This is a genomic window from Cytobacillus sp. FSL R7-0680 (assembly GCF_038009245.1).
Taxonomy (GTDB): Bacteria; Bacillota; Bacilli; order Bacillales; family Cytobacillaceae; genus Cytobacillus; species Cytobacillus kochii.
Map to the genome: position 1 here is coordinate 2,348,417 of NZ_JBBPAO010000001.1, position 16,736 is coordinate 2,365,152.

Below are 16,736 nucleotides of genomic sequence, written 5' to 3' on the forward strand. Positions count from 1 at the left end.
GGACCTCGGTATTTTTTACCGAAATCCTTTCATCATCATTAGGAACCTTTGTTTTCTCTAATCCAATTACTCACTTTTGTTAAGACACGATCAACGTCATCTGCTTTTGACAAGGATGGCAAATTAACAAGTAATGATTCTTTTGGAGGTTTGACAGCTTCACCTTTTTTCTGAAGGATAAATATACTTTTAGCTGCTTGTTCATTTTTGAATAAATTCAATGGTAAATGTAATAAACCTTGAATAATTGCGTACTTCTTCAAAAAGTCATGTAACTTTGGTGCTTGTGGACTTTCAAACAGACCGTTAGGAATTAATAAGAACAGAAATCCGCCCTCTTTTACATGTTTAAAGCTTTGTTCTATAAATAAGTGATGGGCATAAGCATGACCTTCATCAGCTTTAAGCTCATAATCTTGCGCGCGTAAATCGTTTGGATAATAGCCAACTGGTAAATCACTTACAACCACATCTACTTCATTAATGAATAATGGCTCTAAGCTATCTTGATTGTAGAAGCGGATAGGATGCTCCTGCCAGTTCGCATTCACATAAGCAAGTTTAATTAAGAGATCATCAATTTCCACACCTGTTGCTTCTACCATTTTACCAGATTGTGCATTCATCACTGTTGTGATGAGGTTACCGGTTCCAACCGCTGGATCTAATAAGGAGAAAGAAGATTGATCAATAAACTTATTAACTAAATAACCCATTAACAATCCAATAGAATCTGGTGTCATTTGATGGTTAGGTTGAACATTTTCTTTCATGCCTTTAAGAATAGCCAGTTGAAATCCCTTTCTTAAATCTTCTTTTTCAAATTTACTTATATGAAAGGATTCATAACTTTTCTCAAGACGCTTAGTTGTCAGTTCGCTTAGTTCCTCTTGAAGTATTGCTCCTTGAAATACATTTTCTCCCGTTTCTGCTAATGCCTCAAGATATGTAACATTTAATTCTTCCTTCAATAACTCAGCCGTTTCATTTAATAATGTAAACACTTCTTCCACCGGCAAAACTTTCATTGTTCATCATCGCTCCCGTTCCTATACTCTATCTCCTTATTGTACCTAGCTTTATAACCATTCACAAGTAATGAAGTTTATTTCATATTTTCTAACAAATTGATTTCAATAAAAAACGAAGTAAAACATATCATGTATAGCTTTTTACTGGGGGAGAGGTGCAAAGAGACAACTGATAGGACAACGAATTGGTGAGAGAAGGATTGTACTAAAAAGCACAAGCAACTTCTGAAAATGATTCAGAAACTGCTCGTGCTTATTATTTATCCTACTTACTTTGCTGATTTTGCTGCTTCAATTGCCGCTTCATAGTTTGGATGATCTGTTCCTTCTCCAACATATTCTACATAAACCACTTGGTCATTAGAATCTACAACAAATACCGAACGAGCTAACAAACGAAGCTCTTGCATTACAACACCATACGCTTCACCAAAAGATAAATCTCTATGATCTGAAAGAGTTTGCACATTTTCTAATCCGGAAGCAGCACACCAGCGTTTTTGAGCAAATGGAAGGTCCACACTAACGGTTAATACCTCTACATTATCTAGTCCAGATGCTTCTTCATTAAACTTTCTTGTTTGTGCATCACAAACGCCTGTATCAACTGAAGGAACCACACTAATTAAACGGATCTTCCCTTTTGTATTAGCTAGAGTAACTTCAGATAAATCATTGGCTAAGACAGAGAACTGAGGCGCCTGATCCCCAACTTTCACTTCACTTCCTAGCAGTGTAACAGGATTCCCTTTAAATGTAACTGATGCCATCATTACTTCCTCCTTTATTTATAAGTATGTACGTTTAAATGATAGCTTTTCAGAATCTTTTTTGCAATTGAAATGAATCCAATGAAAAAAAGACAGGCACAAAGAAAAATCCGAACGATTCAAACCTCCTACAGTCGAATTTGAATATTGTTCAGATTTTTAATTGAGAAACATATTTGTTTAAAAGTCTAGATTATTTTTCTCATGATGCTCTTTCTCATTAGATGATTCTTCTTTATGGTCCTTTTTATTAAATAAATGTTGGATTTTATCTACTGCTTGAGGTGCTAAATCTAAGATCTTTTCATATAGATGAGTGCTCTCATCTAAGTGAACCATTTTTACTTCATGAGAGTTAACGATAAGAAATGCGATTGGTGTGATAGAAACACCTCCACCGCTACCTCCACCAAAAGGATGACCCTTGGATTCACCATTATTGCTATCTTTTTTGCTTGCATCCATCATAAACTCCGAGCCTCCAGCAGCAAAACCAAAGCCCACTTTTGAAACTGTAATAATCACACTGCCATCGGGTGTTTCTACTGGGTCACCAATTATCGTATTTACATCTACCATTTCTTTCAGGTTTTCCATTGCAGTTGTCATCAAGCCTTGTATTGGATGATCAGACATTCTCAATCGCCCCTTCTCATCTAGTATGTTTTAGGTTTATCACCTGATAAAACAGAAAGCTGACTCGTCTTAAAATGAGCTTTGCCACCTTTCCAAAATTTAATCAGTTTAAATCCTGCAAGCATAGCATGCCCGATACGAAATTGAATCATACATATAAAAGAGGTTTGGGCAACCGCAAATTGAAACTGTGGAGAAATAGCAATATCCGGTCTTGTCTTTAATTTCATATAATGGCTTAACACACCAATTATACTTCCTTTCACAGACCAAAACCCACCAGTTAAGACACCCGTTACCGCTGCATTACCTACACCAATAACTGTATGCCAACGCAGCTGACGAACAATGACCTTACTCATGAAATGACGAATAATATGATACAGAGAAACAACATGCTTTAAGAGCTCATCCATATCCTTAAAACTATTTAACAAATCTTCTGCAGTTATATTCTTCGAGTCCTCTTTCGTCTCTCCTCCTGATGCTGTTTTTTCTTCCTTTATTTTAATTTCAGCATTTTGCGGGTCAACTTCCATCAAAGGTATATCAATTGTATACTTAAGCCATTTCCAAAATTTTAACTTTATACTGAGGTGACTTTGTTTATCATAATGATAAAAGTGAACAGTAATGGAGAGTTTTGAAAATAATATAACTAAAATAAGAAGTAAAAATAAAAGAATAAGACCAGCAATTATGATGAACCAAACCATATAAGCACCCCTGCCTTTCAAGCAATTAGTATGGTCATTTTTACCTTTTGTTAAACTTTAAAACCAATTAATATGGGGTATCATATAAAATTTTTCAAAATAGCATTCCTTAACTTTTAAGCTTGGATAAGAAAATATGATTCTGCATCAATCTCATACACTGATTATTTCACATAACAAAAAAGCCATCCCTTAAAGGAATGACTTTTATATGCCTAGCTATTCAATTATCTCTCATGGACAACTGTTGTATCAGCAAACAGGTCATGTATGCCCTTCTTTTTTGGATGAAAGGCAACGACAAGGTAAGGAAGCATCATCACTGTACCTGAAATGAAGCGACCAATCCACTCTCTAAAAAGAATCGTTCCCCAGGAAAGCTTGCCTCCGTCTATTTGAATGACTCTTAAACCGAATACCATTTTTCCTAAAGTTTGCCCGAGGTATTTCGTCATAAGAACAAAATACAAATAGAAGGTCAACGCGGTTGCAATGGCGACAGCAGAAAAGTAAGATGAGTTATTTAAAGAAACATCTAACGCTCTAAAAACAGGGTAAATAAGGATACCATTAATGCTACCAATAATGATCCAATCTAATAAATACGCCCAAAACCTCATCCAAAACCCCGCTAACCGATATTCTTCAGTCATTGTTATCAATTGCCCAGGTTGTTCGGAAAGCACCGCTTCTTCAGAACCTTCTTGTTGGAACAATTCCTTATTTTTTGGTTCGTCTTGATTATGCATCCTAAAGCGCCTCCTTTCTATTCAGCATATAAATACATTAGGCGTGGGGAATTCGGCTGTGTAAGAAGCTTCATTACACCTTCCATTTGCAGATCATTCCCAGCAACTTTATTTGCTGCTACACTAAGAAATGAGCCAAAACCAACATTATCGCTATATTGAATAACAGCAGCGTCTTCTAAGCCCACATCGTTTTTCATCTCATTAATAACATCTTCTGCATAGCCTAACCCGTCAATCAATTGATTATCTAATGCTTGGCGACCATCATAGATACGACCATCTGCTAGTTCACGGACTTGATTTTCTGACATCTCTCGCCCAGAAGCAATCACTTCTACGAATCCTTGATAAGCATTATCTATCATATCTTGTAAAATATTTTGTTCTTCTTTAGTCATTTCTCTCGTTTGACTCATAATATCTTTAAATTCGCCACTTTTAATTGTATTAAATTCAATGCCTATCTTATCTGCAAGCTCAGTAATATTCACCCCTTGCATGATGACACCTAATGATCCTGTCATTGTATCTGCACTAGCGAAGATTTTTTCCGCCGGAGCTGAAATATAATACCCACCAGACGCAGCCATAGAACCCATAGAAATATACACAGGTTTATTCGCCTCTTCTTGAATTTCAACAATTTTATCGTGAATTTGCGCACTCTCAACAACGCCCCCACCTGGTGTATTCACTTTTATTACAACACCTTTAACAGTGGAATCATCTTTCACATGGTTTAATAATTTCATAAAACGATTGTGGTTATATGTAGAAGTTGCTAATAATGAGCCACTCTCACCCGTATCCTGAATCGTCCCATTTAAATTTAATACAGCAATTTTATTTAAAGAGTCTCCTGTTTCGATCATTTCTTCAGTAAAAGAATCTTCGCCTGTGGCCATCAAGTTTGAAAAGGTATCTTCAAAATTCGTTGACGCCAAGTTAGACATGAAATTAATTCCTACCGAAAAAACAAATAAAACAGCAGCAATTCCCAAAGCAGCCCATCTCTTTGCTGTCATTCCATCATTCCTCCTTTGAATTATACATCATCTTCCCATAGAATAAGAATGGAGAAGAGTAGGTTATCTCTTCTTATGATAGCAAAAAATGTCACTTCTTCAAATCATAAGCACCTTTATTCATTCTATCTTTCCAACACATTTTTTATGAAACATTAAAGGAGGTTTTTTCATGCATCAACGACTTTTATATTTCTACCATAAACAAGACGCCGAAACACTTGTAATTGTTGAAAATTTAAAACAACAAGCAACCCATCATGGATTCACTATAGTAACAGATCCGAGAGAAGCGACCATTATTGTTAGTATTGGAGAAGATGGGGCTTTCTTACAAGCAGTAAGAAAAACGGGATTCCGTGATGATTGTCTATACGCTGGAATTTCGACACATGGGCCATTAGGTATTTACTGTGACTTCCAATTAAATGAGCCTTCGAAAATGCTAGAAGCAGCACAAAACGAAAATATAGAAGTCCGTAAATATCCCACAATCCAAGTTACAGTTGATGGTGAAACCTCATTTCAGTGTTTAAATGAATTCTCCATCCGTTCTAGTATTATCAAAACATTAGTGATGGAAATCTATATTGATGGTCAATTATTTGAAACATTCCGTGGAGATGGAATGATTGTTTCCACTCCTACTGGTAGTACCGCTTATAATAAATCTGTCAACGGTGCAATTGTAGACCCCATGCTACCTTGTCTACAAGTAAGCGAGCTTGCCTCTTTAAATAATAATAAATATCGCACACTAGGTTCTTCATTTATTTTAGGAGAGCAAAGAACCTTAACATTAAAGATTACACACGAGGGAAATGATCACCCTATCATGGGGATGGATAATGAAGCGTTAAGTATCCAGCATGTAGATGAAATAAAAATCACCTTAAGTCCACACAGTATAAAAACCGTTAAGCTAAAAAACAACTCCTTTTGGGAAAAAGTGAAGAGAACCTTTTTATAAGAATTGTCAGGACAACAAATAAACGCTATGTAATAAGTGTTTGAATCGAATGGTAATATCGAAATGAAAAGCCGTTGAAATTTTATAATCTTAAAATTTCAACGGCTTTATTCAAAATGGTATACACAATAGTTAAGTTTGCATCCACCAACTTAAGTGACCTTTATTTAAGAAAATTGCCGATATCTAAGGAAAAGATATTAGACAAAGGTGATATCAGCCGAATCTTCACATTCCTATTTGTTTTCCTCTGGCTATTTTACTTTCCCATAATAAAACCCACTTTGTACGGGATAAAGAATAGATAGTCAGCGAAATCCATATAAACAAAAAGGATAAGAAATGTGCTTTGGAGAAATATTCACCATATACAAACACACCTAAAATAAGCATGATTGTTGGCGCAATGTATTGTAAAAACCCTACCATTGAAAGGGGTATTCTTTGGACCCCGTTAGCAAAAAGGAGTAATGGTACGGCTGTTGCTACTCCAGCACCTATTAACAATAAATCTAAACCTACATTTTCATTAAACAGCATCTGTCGTTGCTGCACAAACAAACTACCCATATATAGTAAAGCAATGGGTGTAATGACCATCGTTTCAAGTGTAAGACCAATGGCTGCATCTACTTTTACCATTTTTTTCGCTAACCCATACATTGCGAAGGTTAAAGCAAGTAAAAAGGAAATCCAAGGAAATGAACCATACGAAACTGTTAAGATAATCACACCAATGGCTGCTAGGGCAAAAGAAACATATTGAGAAACAGATAACCGCTCTTTGAATACGACCATCCCTAGTAGTACACTAATCAACGGATTAATATAGTATCCCATACTTGTTTCAATAATTTGTCCATTATTTACAGCCCATATAAAGATAAACCAATTCGCACTTACTAATAGAGAAGCTATAATTAATCCGTACAACTGCTTCTTTGTTTGCCATAGTCCTTTTACAACAATCATAAAAGCACGCAACTTACCTAATAATAGCAATAGAATCAGCATGAAAACAAAGCTCCAAATGACCCGGTTAGCAAGTGTTTCTAAAGCACTAACCCCACTTATCAACTTCCAATAAATCGGCAGTATTCCCCATAACACATACGACAAACCTGCATAAATTACACCTTGCTTAACATCTTGCGCCATTTCCCATCCTCAATTCTTTCTATTATCGAAATAAAATGTATTATACGCCTAAAAGAATGGAATAGACAATAGTTTTTCAACTTTTTGTATAAACAATTTCCTCTGCCACCACAGTCATTTCTATAGAGATGTTGGGAATTTCTTGCACAGGAATGTTAAAGATATCTTCTTTTAAAATCGTAAAATCCGCTACAAACCCCTCTACAATCATCCCACGTTCATGCTCATGACTACATGCATAAGCACTTCCTCTCGTGTATAACCATACCGCCTCATAAGATGAAAGTGTTTGGTTGATATCATAAACGGTTTCATTCGGATCATTCACATTTGTTCTGGTAACTGCTGCATGTATACCTAGCAAAGGGCTTAGTGGTTCAATAGGTGCATCCGATCCACCTGCACATATTACACCCTCTTGCATAAGAGTACGCCAAGCATAGCACCATTTCATATACTCTTCTCCTATTCGATCAATTACCCAAGGAAAGTCAGATGAAACAAAACTCGGTTGAATATCAAGAACTAATGGTTGTTTTTTCGCTCGCTCAATCAGCTCTTCCGTTAATATTTGCGCATGGATGATTCGATCTCTATCTTTAGTATGTTGTGGATGTGCCTCTATTGCAGTTAAGGCCATTTCGAATGCTTGATCGCCAATCGCATGTATGGCAACAGGCATAGAATACGAACGAGCTTTCTCTACTAAGTTATTTAACTCCTCTTGTGTAAATATTGCTACTCCACTTGTTTCCTTATCATCTGCATATGGGTGACTTAATAAAGCAGTTCTTCCGCCAAGTGCTCCATCTGCAAATATTTTCATCGCACCAAATTCAATAAATGGATGTGGAGAAACCGCCTTCGCTTGCTGTTCATCGACCACCTCGTGATGAACGAGTAAGTGCGCTCTAAACGGAAGATTGCCCTCTTTTATCACCTTATTAAAAGTTTGATAGGTCTGTTCAAATCCACCGTAATAATTCAGGTCTTCTGTATGTCCCCCTGTAAGACCTAATCGGTGTGCATCACGAATAGCGGCTTTCATAGCCTTCAGCATATAAGCATCAGTTACTGACGGTATGACAGTTGTAATCAGCTCTTGTGCTTGATCCTTTAATAACCCATTCGGTTGTCCACCCTCATCTTTTTCAATTACACCACCTGAGGGACAGACTGTCGTTTTTGAAATGCCTGCAAGCGCCATTGCCATTGTGTTCACACTAATTGCATGCCTACATACTCGTTTAAGCATAACAGGGTGATCATTTACCCATTTGTCTATATCACTAGCAACGATAGGTTCTGCTTCATCCCAGAGATTCTCATTCCAACCCTCTCCAATAATCCACTCCCCAGGGTTGGCATCTTTACTATATTCTTTTAGAGCTTGTAAGCTCGCTTCTTTTGACGTGAATTGCGATAAATCAAGGCGAATAAGTTTTTCCCCATGACCAATTAAGTGCATATGACTATCAACAAAGCCTGGGAGCATTACACTACCTTTTAAATCCACTAATTTTGTCAACTCATGCTGATAGAGATGTCTCAACTCAGCTTCATTCCCTGTTGCAATAATTCGCCCTTCTCTTGTAAAAACAGCTTCAACATAATCATTTACTGCTTGCATTGTATACACTTTTCCGCCAAACCAAAGTGTTCCCATTCCATTTGACTCCTTTTATTATTTTTCTTCAGTATAACAAAAAAAGCACATTCTTCTATATCACTCAATATAAAAAAGACAGAAGATTTTTATTTTCTTCTGTCTCTTTATATTTAGTTTGCGGTCGTTTTTGAAGCCTCTTGTTTTCGTAACTCTCTTCTCATAATTTTTCCTGAAGTTGTTTTTGGTAAATCGCTGACAAATTCAATTTTTCGTGGATATTTATAAGGAGCCGTGAGCTCTTTTACATGATGTTGTAAACTTGGAATTAGATTAGCATCATTTTCATCGACGTCGTCTTTTAAAACGATAAAGGCTTTAACTATCAAACCTCTTACTTCATCTGGACTACCTACAACTGCACACTCTTTGACGGATGGATGCTTCACGAGGGCATCTTCAACTTCAAATGGTCCAATAGTATAACCAGAGCTAATGATAATATCATCACCTCGTCCTTCAAACCAGAAATACCCATCTTTATCCATTTTAGCTTTATCCCCTGTAATATAGTAATCCCCACGGAATTGCATGGAAGTTCTTTCTGGATCTTTATAATAATTCTTAAATAATGCTGGCGTATCAACATGAACAGCAATATCCCCTACTTCACCCACTGAACATGGCCTGCCGTCTTCATTAATAATCTCTACTCTGTTCCCTGGTGTTGGTTTACCCATTGAACCTGGTCTTAACCCCATACCTTTCGTGACACCTACAAGCAATGTATTTTCCGTCTGTCCATATCCGTCTCTTACTTCAAGCCCGAAATGTTTTTCAAAAATATCAATGACTTCTCGGTTCAAAGGTTCTCCTGCTGAAACAGCACTATGAAGCTTTGATAAATTATATTGACCAATACGATCTACTTTTGCCATTAAACGATATTCTGTCGGTGTACAGCAAAGCACATTCACTTCATAATCCTGCAAGAGCTGTAAATATTTTTCCGGTTCAAATTTTCCGTTATAAACAAAGCCTGTTGCGCCTGATCCTAATACGGAAAGAAATGGGCTCCATATCCATTTTTGCCAACCTGGACCTGCAGTTGCCCATACAGTATCCCCTTCCTCAATACCAAGCCAATGTGTAGCTGCAGTTCTTAAATGAGCAAATGCCCACCCATGGGTATGAACGACACCCTTTGGGTTGCCAGTTGTTCCCGAAGTATAGGAAAGAAAAGCCATATCGTCTTTCTTCGTTTCTACTATTTTAAACGACTCATTCGCTCTTTCCATTTCTTCATCTAAAGAAATCCACCCTTGCGCATTTCCTCCAATAATGAATTTTGGCAGATTTTCCGCTTCTTTTATCTCGTTGAATTCAGATACATAAGGTGCATAACTAATAATTGCTTTGACATCACCATGGTTAATACGATATTTTAAGTCTTTAGTTTTTAACATTTCTGAGCTAGGGATGACAACCATTCCTGCTTTAAGCGCAGCTAAGTATGTTTGGTAAGCTTCTACAAGACGAGGAATGATTACTAGAACAACATCGCCTTTTTCTAAGCCTTTATCCACGAAAACGTTTCCAATTCTGTTCGCTTTGTTCATTAATTGCTTATATGTAATTTCCTTTTTCTCACCCTGCTCATCTTCCCATTGAATCGCCAGTTTATCACTATTTTGCGCATAGTGCTCAACCTCTGAGACTAAGTTATAAACCTCGGGTGCTAATAAATCCTCTCGTTTCATCCAAAAATCTCTCCTTTTTCTCAAGATCTATGCGGAATTCAAGATGTCACTAATAATTATACTAAATTATTTAAATAATTAAAATAATTTATCTTTCTCTATCTCAATAGTTAGTTGATAAACACCAACTTCCCCTCTCTGAAATATGGGTAAATATCCCCCTTAACACTATCTTTTCTTTTTCACTTTAAATTCTCTTAATTACCAATATCTGAGTCCAAATTAAATTTATCAAAAAAAACCGAGCTATATTCTCATCCCCTGAATGGAATAATTGCTCGGATTCTTCGTACAGTATGTTTGTTTAAGATAATAAATTGATGCTCGTAATGATAATCGGCATAGCAAAGACATCTATGAGAAAAGCCCCTACAATTGGTACAATTAAAAACGCTTTTGGGGATGGTCCATATTTCTCAGTAATGGCAGACATATTCGCCATCGCGTTGGGTGTTGCCCCAAGACCGTGACCCGTAAAACCACCGACCATTACAGCAGCATCGTAATCTTTTCCAAATAGCTTAAATAGAACAAAGATAGAGAACAATACGATAAAGACCACTTGAATAAATACAATGAATAGCATCGGAAGAGCAAGATCAGCAATTTCCCATAGTTTAATGCTCATCAGCGCCATTGAGAGGAATATACCTAATGTAATATCACCAATGAAATTGATTGATTTCATATCAATGATGCGTCCATTTACTTTATCGACAATATTTCTTACGATTACAGCAACAAACATTGCTCCAACATAGCTTGGTAATACAAAACCTGTTGCATTGGAGAATAACTCTCCTAATAATGATCCAACCGTCATACAAAAAGTAATAATGAGAACTTGTACCATAAAATGATTAGTAGAAGTTGGTGAATGATCTTTTTCCTCTTCTAATGTTGGAGCAATTTCACTGGCTGAATCACTTGATTGTTTAGGTGTTAATTTGTATTTATTGATTAAATACTTAACTGTCGGCCCCCCAACTAAACCACCAGCTATTAAACCAAACGTAGCAGCAGCTAATCCAGTGGATAGTGCAGACTCTATTCCTAATTCCTCAATGGTTCCGCCAAATGCCGTTGCAGCACCATGTCCACCTTCCATAGAAACAGCCCCCATCATGACACCTAGTAACGGTTCCAGACCAAGAGCGGTTGCTAGAGAAATACCAATTGCACTCTGACACAAGGCAAGTACGCCACAGGCAATCCAGTAGAAGATAAGTAGCTTGCCACCTAGCTTCACTAATTTAAAACTAGCCCCTAAACCAACCGTCGTAAAAAAGGTAAGCATAAAAATGCTTTGTAGTGATGTATCTAATTCAATGTTCATTAGCCCTGTTTGTTTTAAAATTAAAATAAGTAGAGCAAATAATAATCCGCCCACTACTGGTGCAGGTATACAATAACGATTTAACCATGTCACCTTTTTTATTAATACGCTACCGATTAACAAAAGGGCGACAGCAAGAAACAATGTTGAAATTGAATCTAAAGTGATGTTCATCTCTTTGTCCTCCTGTGAAATGCGCTGATTGCTTCACTCACCAATTGAGCTGCAACTGCTGCTGTTTGTCCATCTCTGTCTAATGAAGGATTAACTTCGGATATATCAAACGAAACCGTCTTATCATTATTTGTAACCAATCGAACAATTTCCCTTACCTCAAATGGAGTTAAGCCAAATGGAGATGGTGCACTTACACCTGGTGCGTAGGCAGAATTAACTGCATCCATGCACAGAGTTAACAGGCACACATCACATTCTTTAATAAAATTATTTATTACTTGTTTTGTTTCTTTTAAACCTTCCGCATGAATGGTTTCTTCTAGAATATAGGTTACACCTAGTTTGGAGGCAGTCTCGAAAAGAGAAGCAGTATTTCCTTGTTTTTGTATACCAAGGCATAAATAATTTGCATTTTCGTCTTGATCTAATATTTGTTTAAACATCGTACCCGATGACGGCGCTTCATCATATGATCGTAAATCAAAATGTGCGTCAATATTAATGATACCTAATTTCTTTTGTTTACCTATCGACTTCCTAACACCTAAATAATGACCGTAAAGTGTCTCATGACCACCACCTAATATGATAGGTGTAGATTTTTTATCGAGAATTAAGCTAACAAAATCCCCTAATTCTACTTGTGCTTCTTCCAACTGCTGACTATCACAAACCACATTACCAAAATCATAAATATTGGTATCAACATCATATGGAAAAGGTAATTTAGCAACTGCTTGTTTTATAGCATTTGGTCCCTCTTTCGCTCCTAGTCTACCGTTGTTTCTTCTTACTCCTTCTTCACATTCGAATCCGATAAGTCCATAGCTAGATATTTGCGTTTTATCACTCGGTGTGAGAAGATTTTCCGTTTTAATAACCTGATGGTATCTAAAACTCTTTCGATCTTCTAAAGAGTCAATTCTGCCTATCCATTGATCTTTCCTTCCTTGACTGTACATTGCGAACTCCCTCATTTTTATTAAATTTCTGAACTTTCTGTGTAGATACATTTAGAAACGTTTCGTATAAAAAAAGTATATAAAGAGTTATGCTATAATGACCAATACCAAATATATATATATCTATAGCTTTTAACTATAAGCAGGTGAAAAAATGGAAATAAGGAAATTAAAGTATTTTATTACAGTAGCTGATGAGCAGAGTTTTTCTAAGGCAGCACAAATTTTACATATATCACAGCCATCATTAAGTAATGCCATTATAAAATTGGAAAATGATTTAAAGATGGCGCTATTTAAACGAGATACAAGAAGCATTTATTTGACAGATATCGGAAAGGTTTTTTATCAAAGAGCTCTACATATAGTAAGACAATTCGAACATTTTCAACTAGAAGTTGCAGAAATGGCCGAAACAGGTGACGGTCATATTAATATTGGCATTATTGAATCTGCCAAGTTTTGGCTATTCAAAGTCATAAAGGAATTTAAAAATACCTATCCTGATATACACTTTCAATTTAATGAAGTACTTGGCCAAAAAGAAGTTATTTCTTGCATATTAGAAGGGGATGTTCATTTTACGATTACCAATCAGCCTATGCATAATCAATTAATAACTTCACACCCGCTTTATCATGAGCCTTTTATGTTAGCAGTTTACGAAACACACCCACTTGCTCGTAAAAATTCTGTAGAGCTCACCGATATTGCTAATCAGGCATTTATTATTAGTCGTGAGGGTTTCCAAACGAGAGGAGATGTGCTGCAAGCTTTTATGAAGGAACAGCTTTATCCAAAAATTGAATATGAAATCGAGCGCTTAGAAACTGCTTGTAAAATGGTTGAAGAAGGTTTAGGGGTGACTATTTTGCCTAAAAGCTATTTAGATTATAATCCTACACCTCATATTATTGGCTTGCCAATCACTTCTATTTTTCTTAATAGAACTGTTTACCTTGCTTATTTGAAAGACAGATCAATGACGCCTGCCATTCAAAAACTTTTAAACAAAATACGTCAATTTGAAGTTTTTTAAATATAAAAAAAGGGCGAAGTGAGTACTCCGCCCTTTTGTAGCCATCATATTAAATTATTTTTGGTAACCACCTAATTGTTGTTCAGCCATTTGAACTAAACGTTTAGTGATTTCTCCACCAACTGAACCGTTAGCACGAGAAGTAGTTTCTCCACCAAGGTTTACACCAAATTCAGTTGCGATTTCGTATTTCATTTGATCAAGAGCTTGTTGTACACCAGGTACTACAAGGTTATTTGAGCTGTTGTTTGCCATGTGATTTCACCTCCTTGTGAGTATAGAATGTGTAGAATCACATGGCACTATGCAATAAATATTTGGTAATTGTTTCATTTAAATTTCTTTTTGTAATCTTTTTGTAATAAAGGTCGTTTAAAAAAGATCTTCCATCTCTTTTTCTATGTTTGAATTCGGCATAATAACAAGTTTTTCTGTATTTTCAACTGCTTTTTGAATATACGGCTCGAAGTCTGTATAGCTTTCAAAGTGTTGAACTTTTTCAAGCTTCGGCTTCGTTTTAGGTGATGAAGGTACAAATACGGTACAACAATCCTCAAATGGACGAATAGAAATATCATGCGTATCAATAGTTTGAGCTATGTCGATTATATCCGCTTTATCCATCATAATCAGAGGTCTTAAAATGGGTGTGCTAACCACCTCATTAATAGCATACATACTTTCCATCGTCTGACTGGCAACTTGCCCAAGACTCTCACCAGTAATAATGGATAATCCTTGATATTTTTCTCGTAGCGCGTCTGTTATTCTAAGCATTAACCTTCTTGTCGTTGTCATTGTATAGTTATCAGGAATTTGTTTTTGTATCAGCTGTTGTATTTCAGTAAAAGGAACAATATGAAGCGCCACGCCACCATTAATTCGAGAGAGCTTTTCCGCTAGATCAATGACTTTTTGTTTTGATCTTTCACTTGTAAATGGAGGGCTATAAAAATGAACAGCCTCGACTTCAATTCCTCTTTTCATGGATAAATACCCTGCAACAGGGCTATCAATCCCACCAGATAACATGAGCATACCTTTCCCACTTGAACCAGCTGGTAAGCCAACAGCTCCTTTAATATTCTCACATGAAATATAACTTGCTTCTTTTCTCACTTCAATGACTAAGTTTATACTTGGTTTTTTCACATCAACTGAGATAGAAGGCATATTTGTTAGTATATGTGCACCAAATGCTTGGTTAATACCAAACGTATCTAATGCAAAACTTTTATCTGCTCTTTTCGCAGTGATTTTAAACGTATCGCCTTCTTGATAAACCTTTTGAATTAATTGTAATGCCTTTTCCTTCATTGTATCTAAATCTTTTTCCACCTTCAAAACCGGACTAAAAGACTGGATACCAAAGACACCCTTTAATCTCTCAATAATCTCTTCATGTGGTTGGTCATTAAGCAGAACAAACATGCGATCTCTTTGCCCCTCGACCTTGATTTCAGGAAAATCATGTAGTACTCTCTTTACGCTTTTTCTTAATTTATCTATAAAATTTTTACGATTTCTTCCTTTAGTTGAAATTTCTCCATAACGAATTAATATTCTATCGTATTTCATTAAGCTTTCATTACCTTTCTCAGTTGAAATATAGTGTGTTTCACTTCATGAATAAACTTTTCTACCTCATCAGCCGTTGTATGATAACTTAAACTCACTCTAACAGCACTCAAGGCAATTTCTTCTTTTACACCCATAGCAAGTAATGTACTACTCGCTTGAGCATGTTTAGATGAACACGCACTCGTGGTAGAAATATAAATATCATTCTCTTCCAAGGCATGAACAAAAACCTCTGACTTAAAGCCTTTAACAGAGAAATTAAGAATATGTGGGGCTGTCGCCTTTATTGGCGTATGGATAATGACATCTTCTATTTCACTCAATGCTATTCTAATTTCATTCATTAAATGAGAAAGTTTAGAGCTAGAGTTGAAATAATCATTTGTCATCCTCAACGCTTTAGCCATCGCGACAATTCCACCAGTATTTTCTGTGCCGCTCCTTAATTCACTTTCTTGGTTACCACCTGCAAGGAGGGGCATTAGGGTTACTCCTTGTCGTAAATATAAAATACCCGAACCCTTTAGGCCATGAAATTTATGGCTTGACATTGTACATGCATCAATACCAAATTCATATAACTCCAGTGGGACTTTGCCTACTGATTGAACAGCATCGACATGAAAGAAAACCTTAGGATATTCTTTTAATAAAGTTCCAATAGCTTTAATTGGTTGAATGGTCCCTATTTCATTATTGACATGCATAACAGAGACAAGAATCGTTTCTTCCTTTATAGCTACTTGTAAATCATCTAGAGAAATTCTCCCATCCCCATCTACAGGTAGATAAGTCACTTCAAATCCTTCTTTTTCTAACTGCTTCATTGTCTCAATTACAGAAGGGTGTTCAATGGTTGTTGTAATTAAATGATTGCCACGATGCTGATATTGTTTAGCAATTCCTTTAATTGCCATATTATTACCTTCCGTACCACCTGAAGTAAACAGCAATTCTTTTTCTTTTACTTTAAGCAATTGTGCTATCTGTCTCCTCGCTTGTTGCAATAGTTTTTCAGCTTTCTCACCAACTCCATGGAGGGATGATGGATTACCAAAAAAGGTAGAAGAAACTTTTACAAACGCATCAATTACTTCTTTATATGGTTGAGTTGTTGCACTATTATCTAGATAAATCATTACGGCTCCTCCTTGAAGAACACTTATGCAATTTTTAATCATAGCATAATTTTCGCATAGATAGAAATGTTATTTGTA

At 36.2% G+C, this 16,736-nt stretch carries 16 protein-coding genes; 2 read left to right on the plus strand and 14 right to left on the minus strand.

Going from position 1 to position 16,736, the window contains the following annotated elements; genetic code table 11:
* Window positions 1-38 precede the first annotated feature (38 nt).
* From MKY26_RS11670 to sppA, 6 genes are all read right to left on the minus strand, one after another.
* Complete coding sequence (locus MKY26_RS11670; protein WP_095372281.1) at window positions 39-1,028, minus strand: class I SAM-dependent methyltransferase; 990 nt, start codon at window positions 1,026-1,028, stop codon at window positions 39-41.
* A 272-nt stretch (window positions 1,029-1,300) separates the two neighbouring features.
* On the minus strand, window positions 1,301-1,801 hold the full coding sequence (tpx, locus tag MKY26_RS11675; RefSeq protein WP_095372280.1) for a thiol peroxidase: 501 nt from the start codon (window positions 1,799-1,801) through the stop codon (window positions 1,301-1,303).
* A gap of 180 nt (window positions 1,802-1,981) precedes the next feature.
* The gene (ytfJ, locus tag MKY26_RS11680) at window positions 1,982-2,437 is read right to left on the minus strand and encodes a GerW family sporulation protein (RefSeq protein ID WP_095372279.1); all 456 of its coding nucleotides are present in this window, start codon (window positions 2,435-2,437) and stop codon (window positions 1,982-1,984) included.
* A gap of 20 nt (window positions 2,438-2,457) precedes the next feature.
* Complete coding sequence (locus MKY26_RS11685; RefSeq protein ID WP_095372278.1) at window positions 2,458-3,153, minus strand: DUF2953 domain-containing protein; 696 nt, start codon at window positions 3,151-3,153, stop codon at window positions 2,458-2,460.
* A 227-nt stretch (window positions 3,154-3,380) separates the two neighbouring features.
* Window positions 3,381-3,902 (minus strand): RDD family protein, encoded by a 522-nt coding sequence (locus tag MKY26_RS11690; RefSeq protein ID WP_095372277.1) that lies wholly within the window; start codon window positions 3,900-3,902, stop codon window positions 3,381-3,383.
* Between the two features lie 17 nt (window positions 3,903-3,919).
* Window positions 3,920-4,930 carry a signal peptide peptidase SppA gene (gene sppA, locus MKY26_RS11695; RefSeq protein WP_307316836.1) on the minus strand — a complete coding sequence of 337 codons (1,011 nt, stop codon included), beginning with the start codon at window positions 4,928-4,930 and terminating at the stop codon, window positions 3,920-3,922.
* A 172-nt stretch (window positions 4,931-5,102) separates the two neighbouring features.
* Between sppA and MKY26_RS11700 the strand changes: the two genes are divergently transcribed.
* Complete coding sequence (locus MKY26_RS11700) at window positions 5,103-5,900, plus strand: NAD kinase (protein ID WP_095372276.1); 798 nt, start codon at window positions 5,103-5,105, stop codon at window positions 5,898-5,900.
* A gap of 228 nt (window positions 5,901-6,128) precedes the next feature.
* On the opposite strand, the gene rarD is transcribed toward MKY26_RS11700, so the two are convergent.
* The 5 genes from rarD to hutG form a co-directional block, all read right to left on the minus strand.
* On the minus strand, window positions 6,129-7,058 hold the full coding sequence (rarD, locus tag MKY26_RS11705; protein ID WP_341097515.1) for an EamA family transporter RarD: 930 nt from the start codon (window positions 7,056-7,058) through the stop codon (window positions 6,129-6,131).
* A 76-nt stretch (window positions 7,059-7,134) separates the two neighbouring features.
* Window positions 7,135-8,724 carry an amidohydrolase gene (locus MKY26_RS11710; protein ID WP_095372274.1) on the minus strand — a complete coding sequence of 530 codons (1,590 nt, stop codon included), beginning with the start codon at window positions 8,722-8,724 and terminating at the stop codon, window positions 7,135-7,137.
* Between the two features lie 113 nt (window positions 8,725-8,837).
* Window positions 8,838-10,424 (minus strand): acyl-CoA synthetase MbcS, encoded by a 1,587-nt coding sequence (gene mbcS / locus MKY26_RS11715; protein ID WP_095372273.1) that lies wholly within the window; start codon window positions 10,422-10,424, stop codon window positions 8,838-8,840.
* A gap of 304 nt (window positions 10,425-10,728) precedes the next feature.
* Window positions 10,729-11,934: a sodium/glutamate symporter gene (gltS, locus tag MKY26_RS11720; protein WP_095372272.1), complete on the minus strand. Its 1,206-nt coding sequence runs from the start codon at window positions 11,932-11,934 to the stop codon at window positions 10,729-10,731.
* On the minus strand, window positions 11,931-12,899 hold the full coding sequence (hutG, locus tag MKY26_RS11725; protein WP_307316829.1) for a formimidoylglutamase: 969 nt from the start codon (window positions 12,897-12,899) through the stop codon (window positions 11,931-11,933). The genes gltS and hutG overlap by 4 nt, the downstream gene beginning before the upstream one ends.
* A gap of 154 nt (window positions 12,900-13,053) precedes the next feature.
* Between hutG and MKY26_RS11730 the strand changes: the two genes are divergently transcribed.
* Entirely contained in the window at window positions 13,054-13,938 is an 885-nt protein-coding gene (locus MKY26_RS11730; RefSeq protein WP_341097532.1) for a LysR family transcriptional regulator, read from the plus strand.
* 54 nt (window positions 13,939-13,992) lie between these two features.
* Here MKY26_RS11730 and MKY26_RS11735 read toward each other — a convergent pair whose 3' ends face one another.
* From MKY26_RS11735 to MKY26_RS11745, 3 genes are all read right to left on the minus strand, one after another.
* Complete coding sequence (locus MKY26_RS11735) at window positions 13,993-14,193, minus strand: alpha/beta-type small acid-soluble spore protein (RefSeq protein ID WP_066191274.1); 201 nt, start codon at window positions 14,191-14,193, stop codon at window positions 13,993-13,995.
* Window positions 14,194-14,310: 117 nt separating this feature from the next.
* Window positions 14,311-15,516 (minus strand): tRNA uracil 4-sulfurtransferase ThiI, encoded by a 1,206-nt coding sequence (gene thiI, locus MKY26_RS11740; protein ID WP_224935750.1) that lies wholly within the window; start codon window positions 15,514-15,516, stop codon window positions 14,311-14,313.
* Window positions 15,516-16,658 carry a cysteine desulfurase family protein gene (locus tag MKY26_RS11745; protein WP_307316820.1) on the minus strand — a complete coding sequence of 381 codons (1,143 nt, stop codon included), beginning with the start codon at window positions 16,656-16,658 and terminating at the stop codon, window positions 15,516-15,518. Before MKY26_RS11745 ends, thiI begins: the two co-directional genes overlap by 1 nt.
* Window positions 16,659-16,736: the final 78 nt, after the last annotated feature.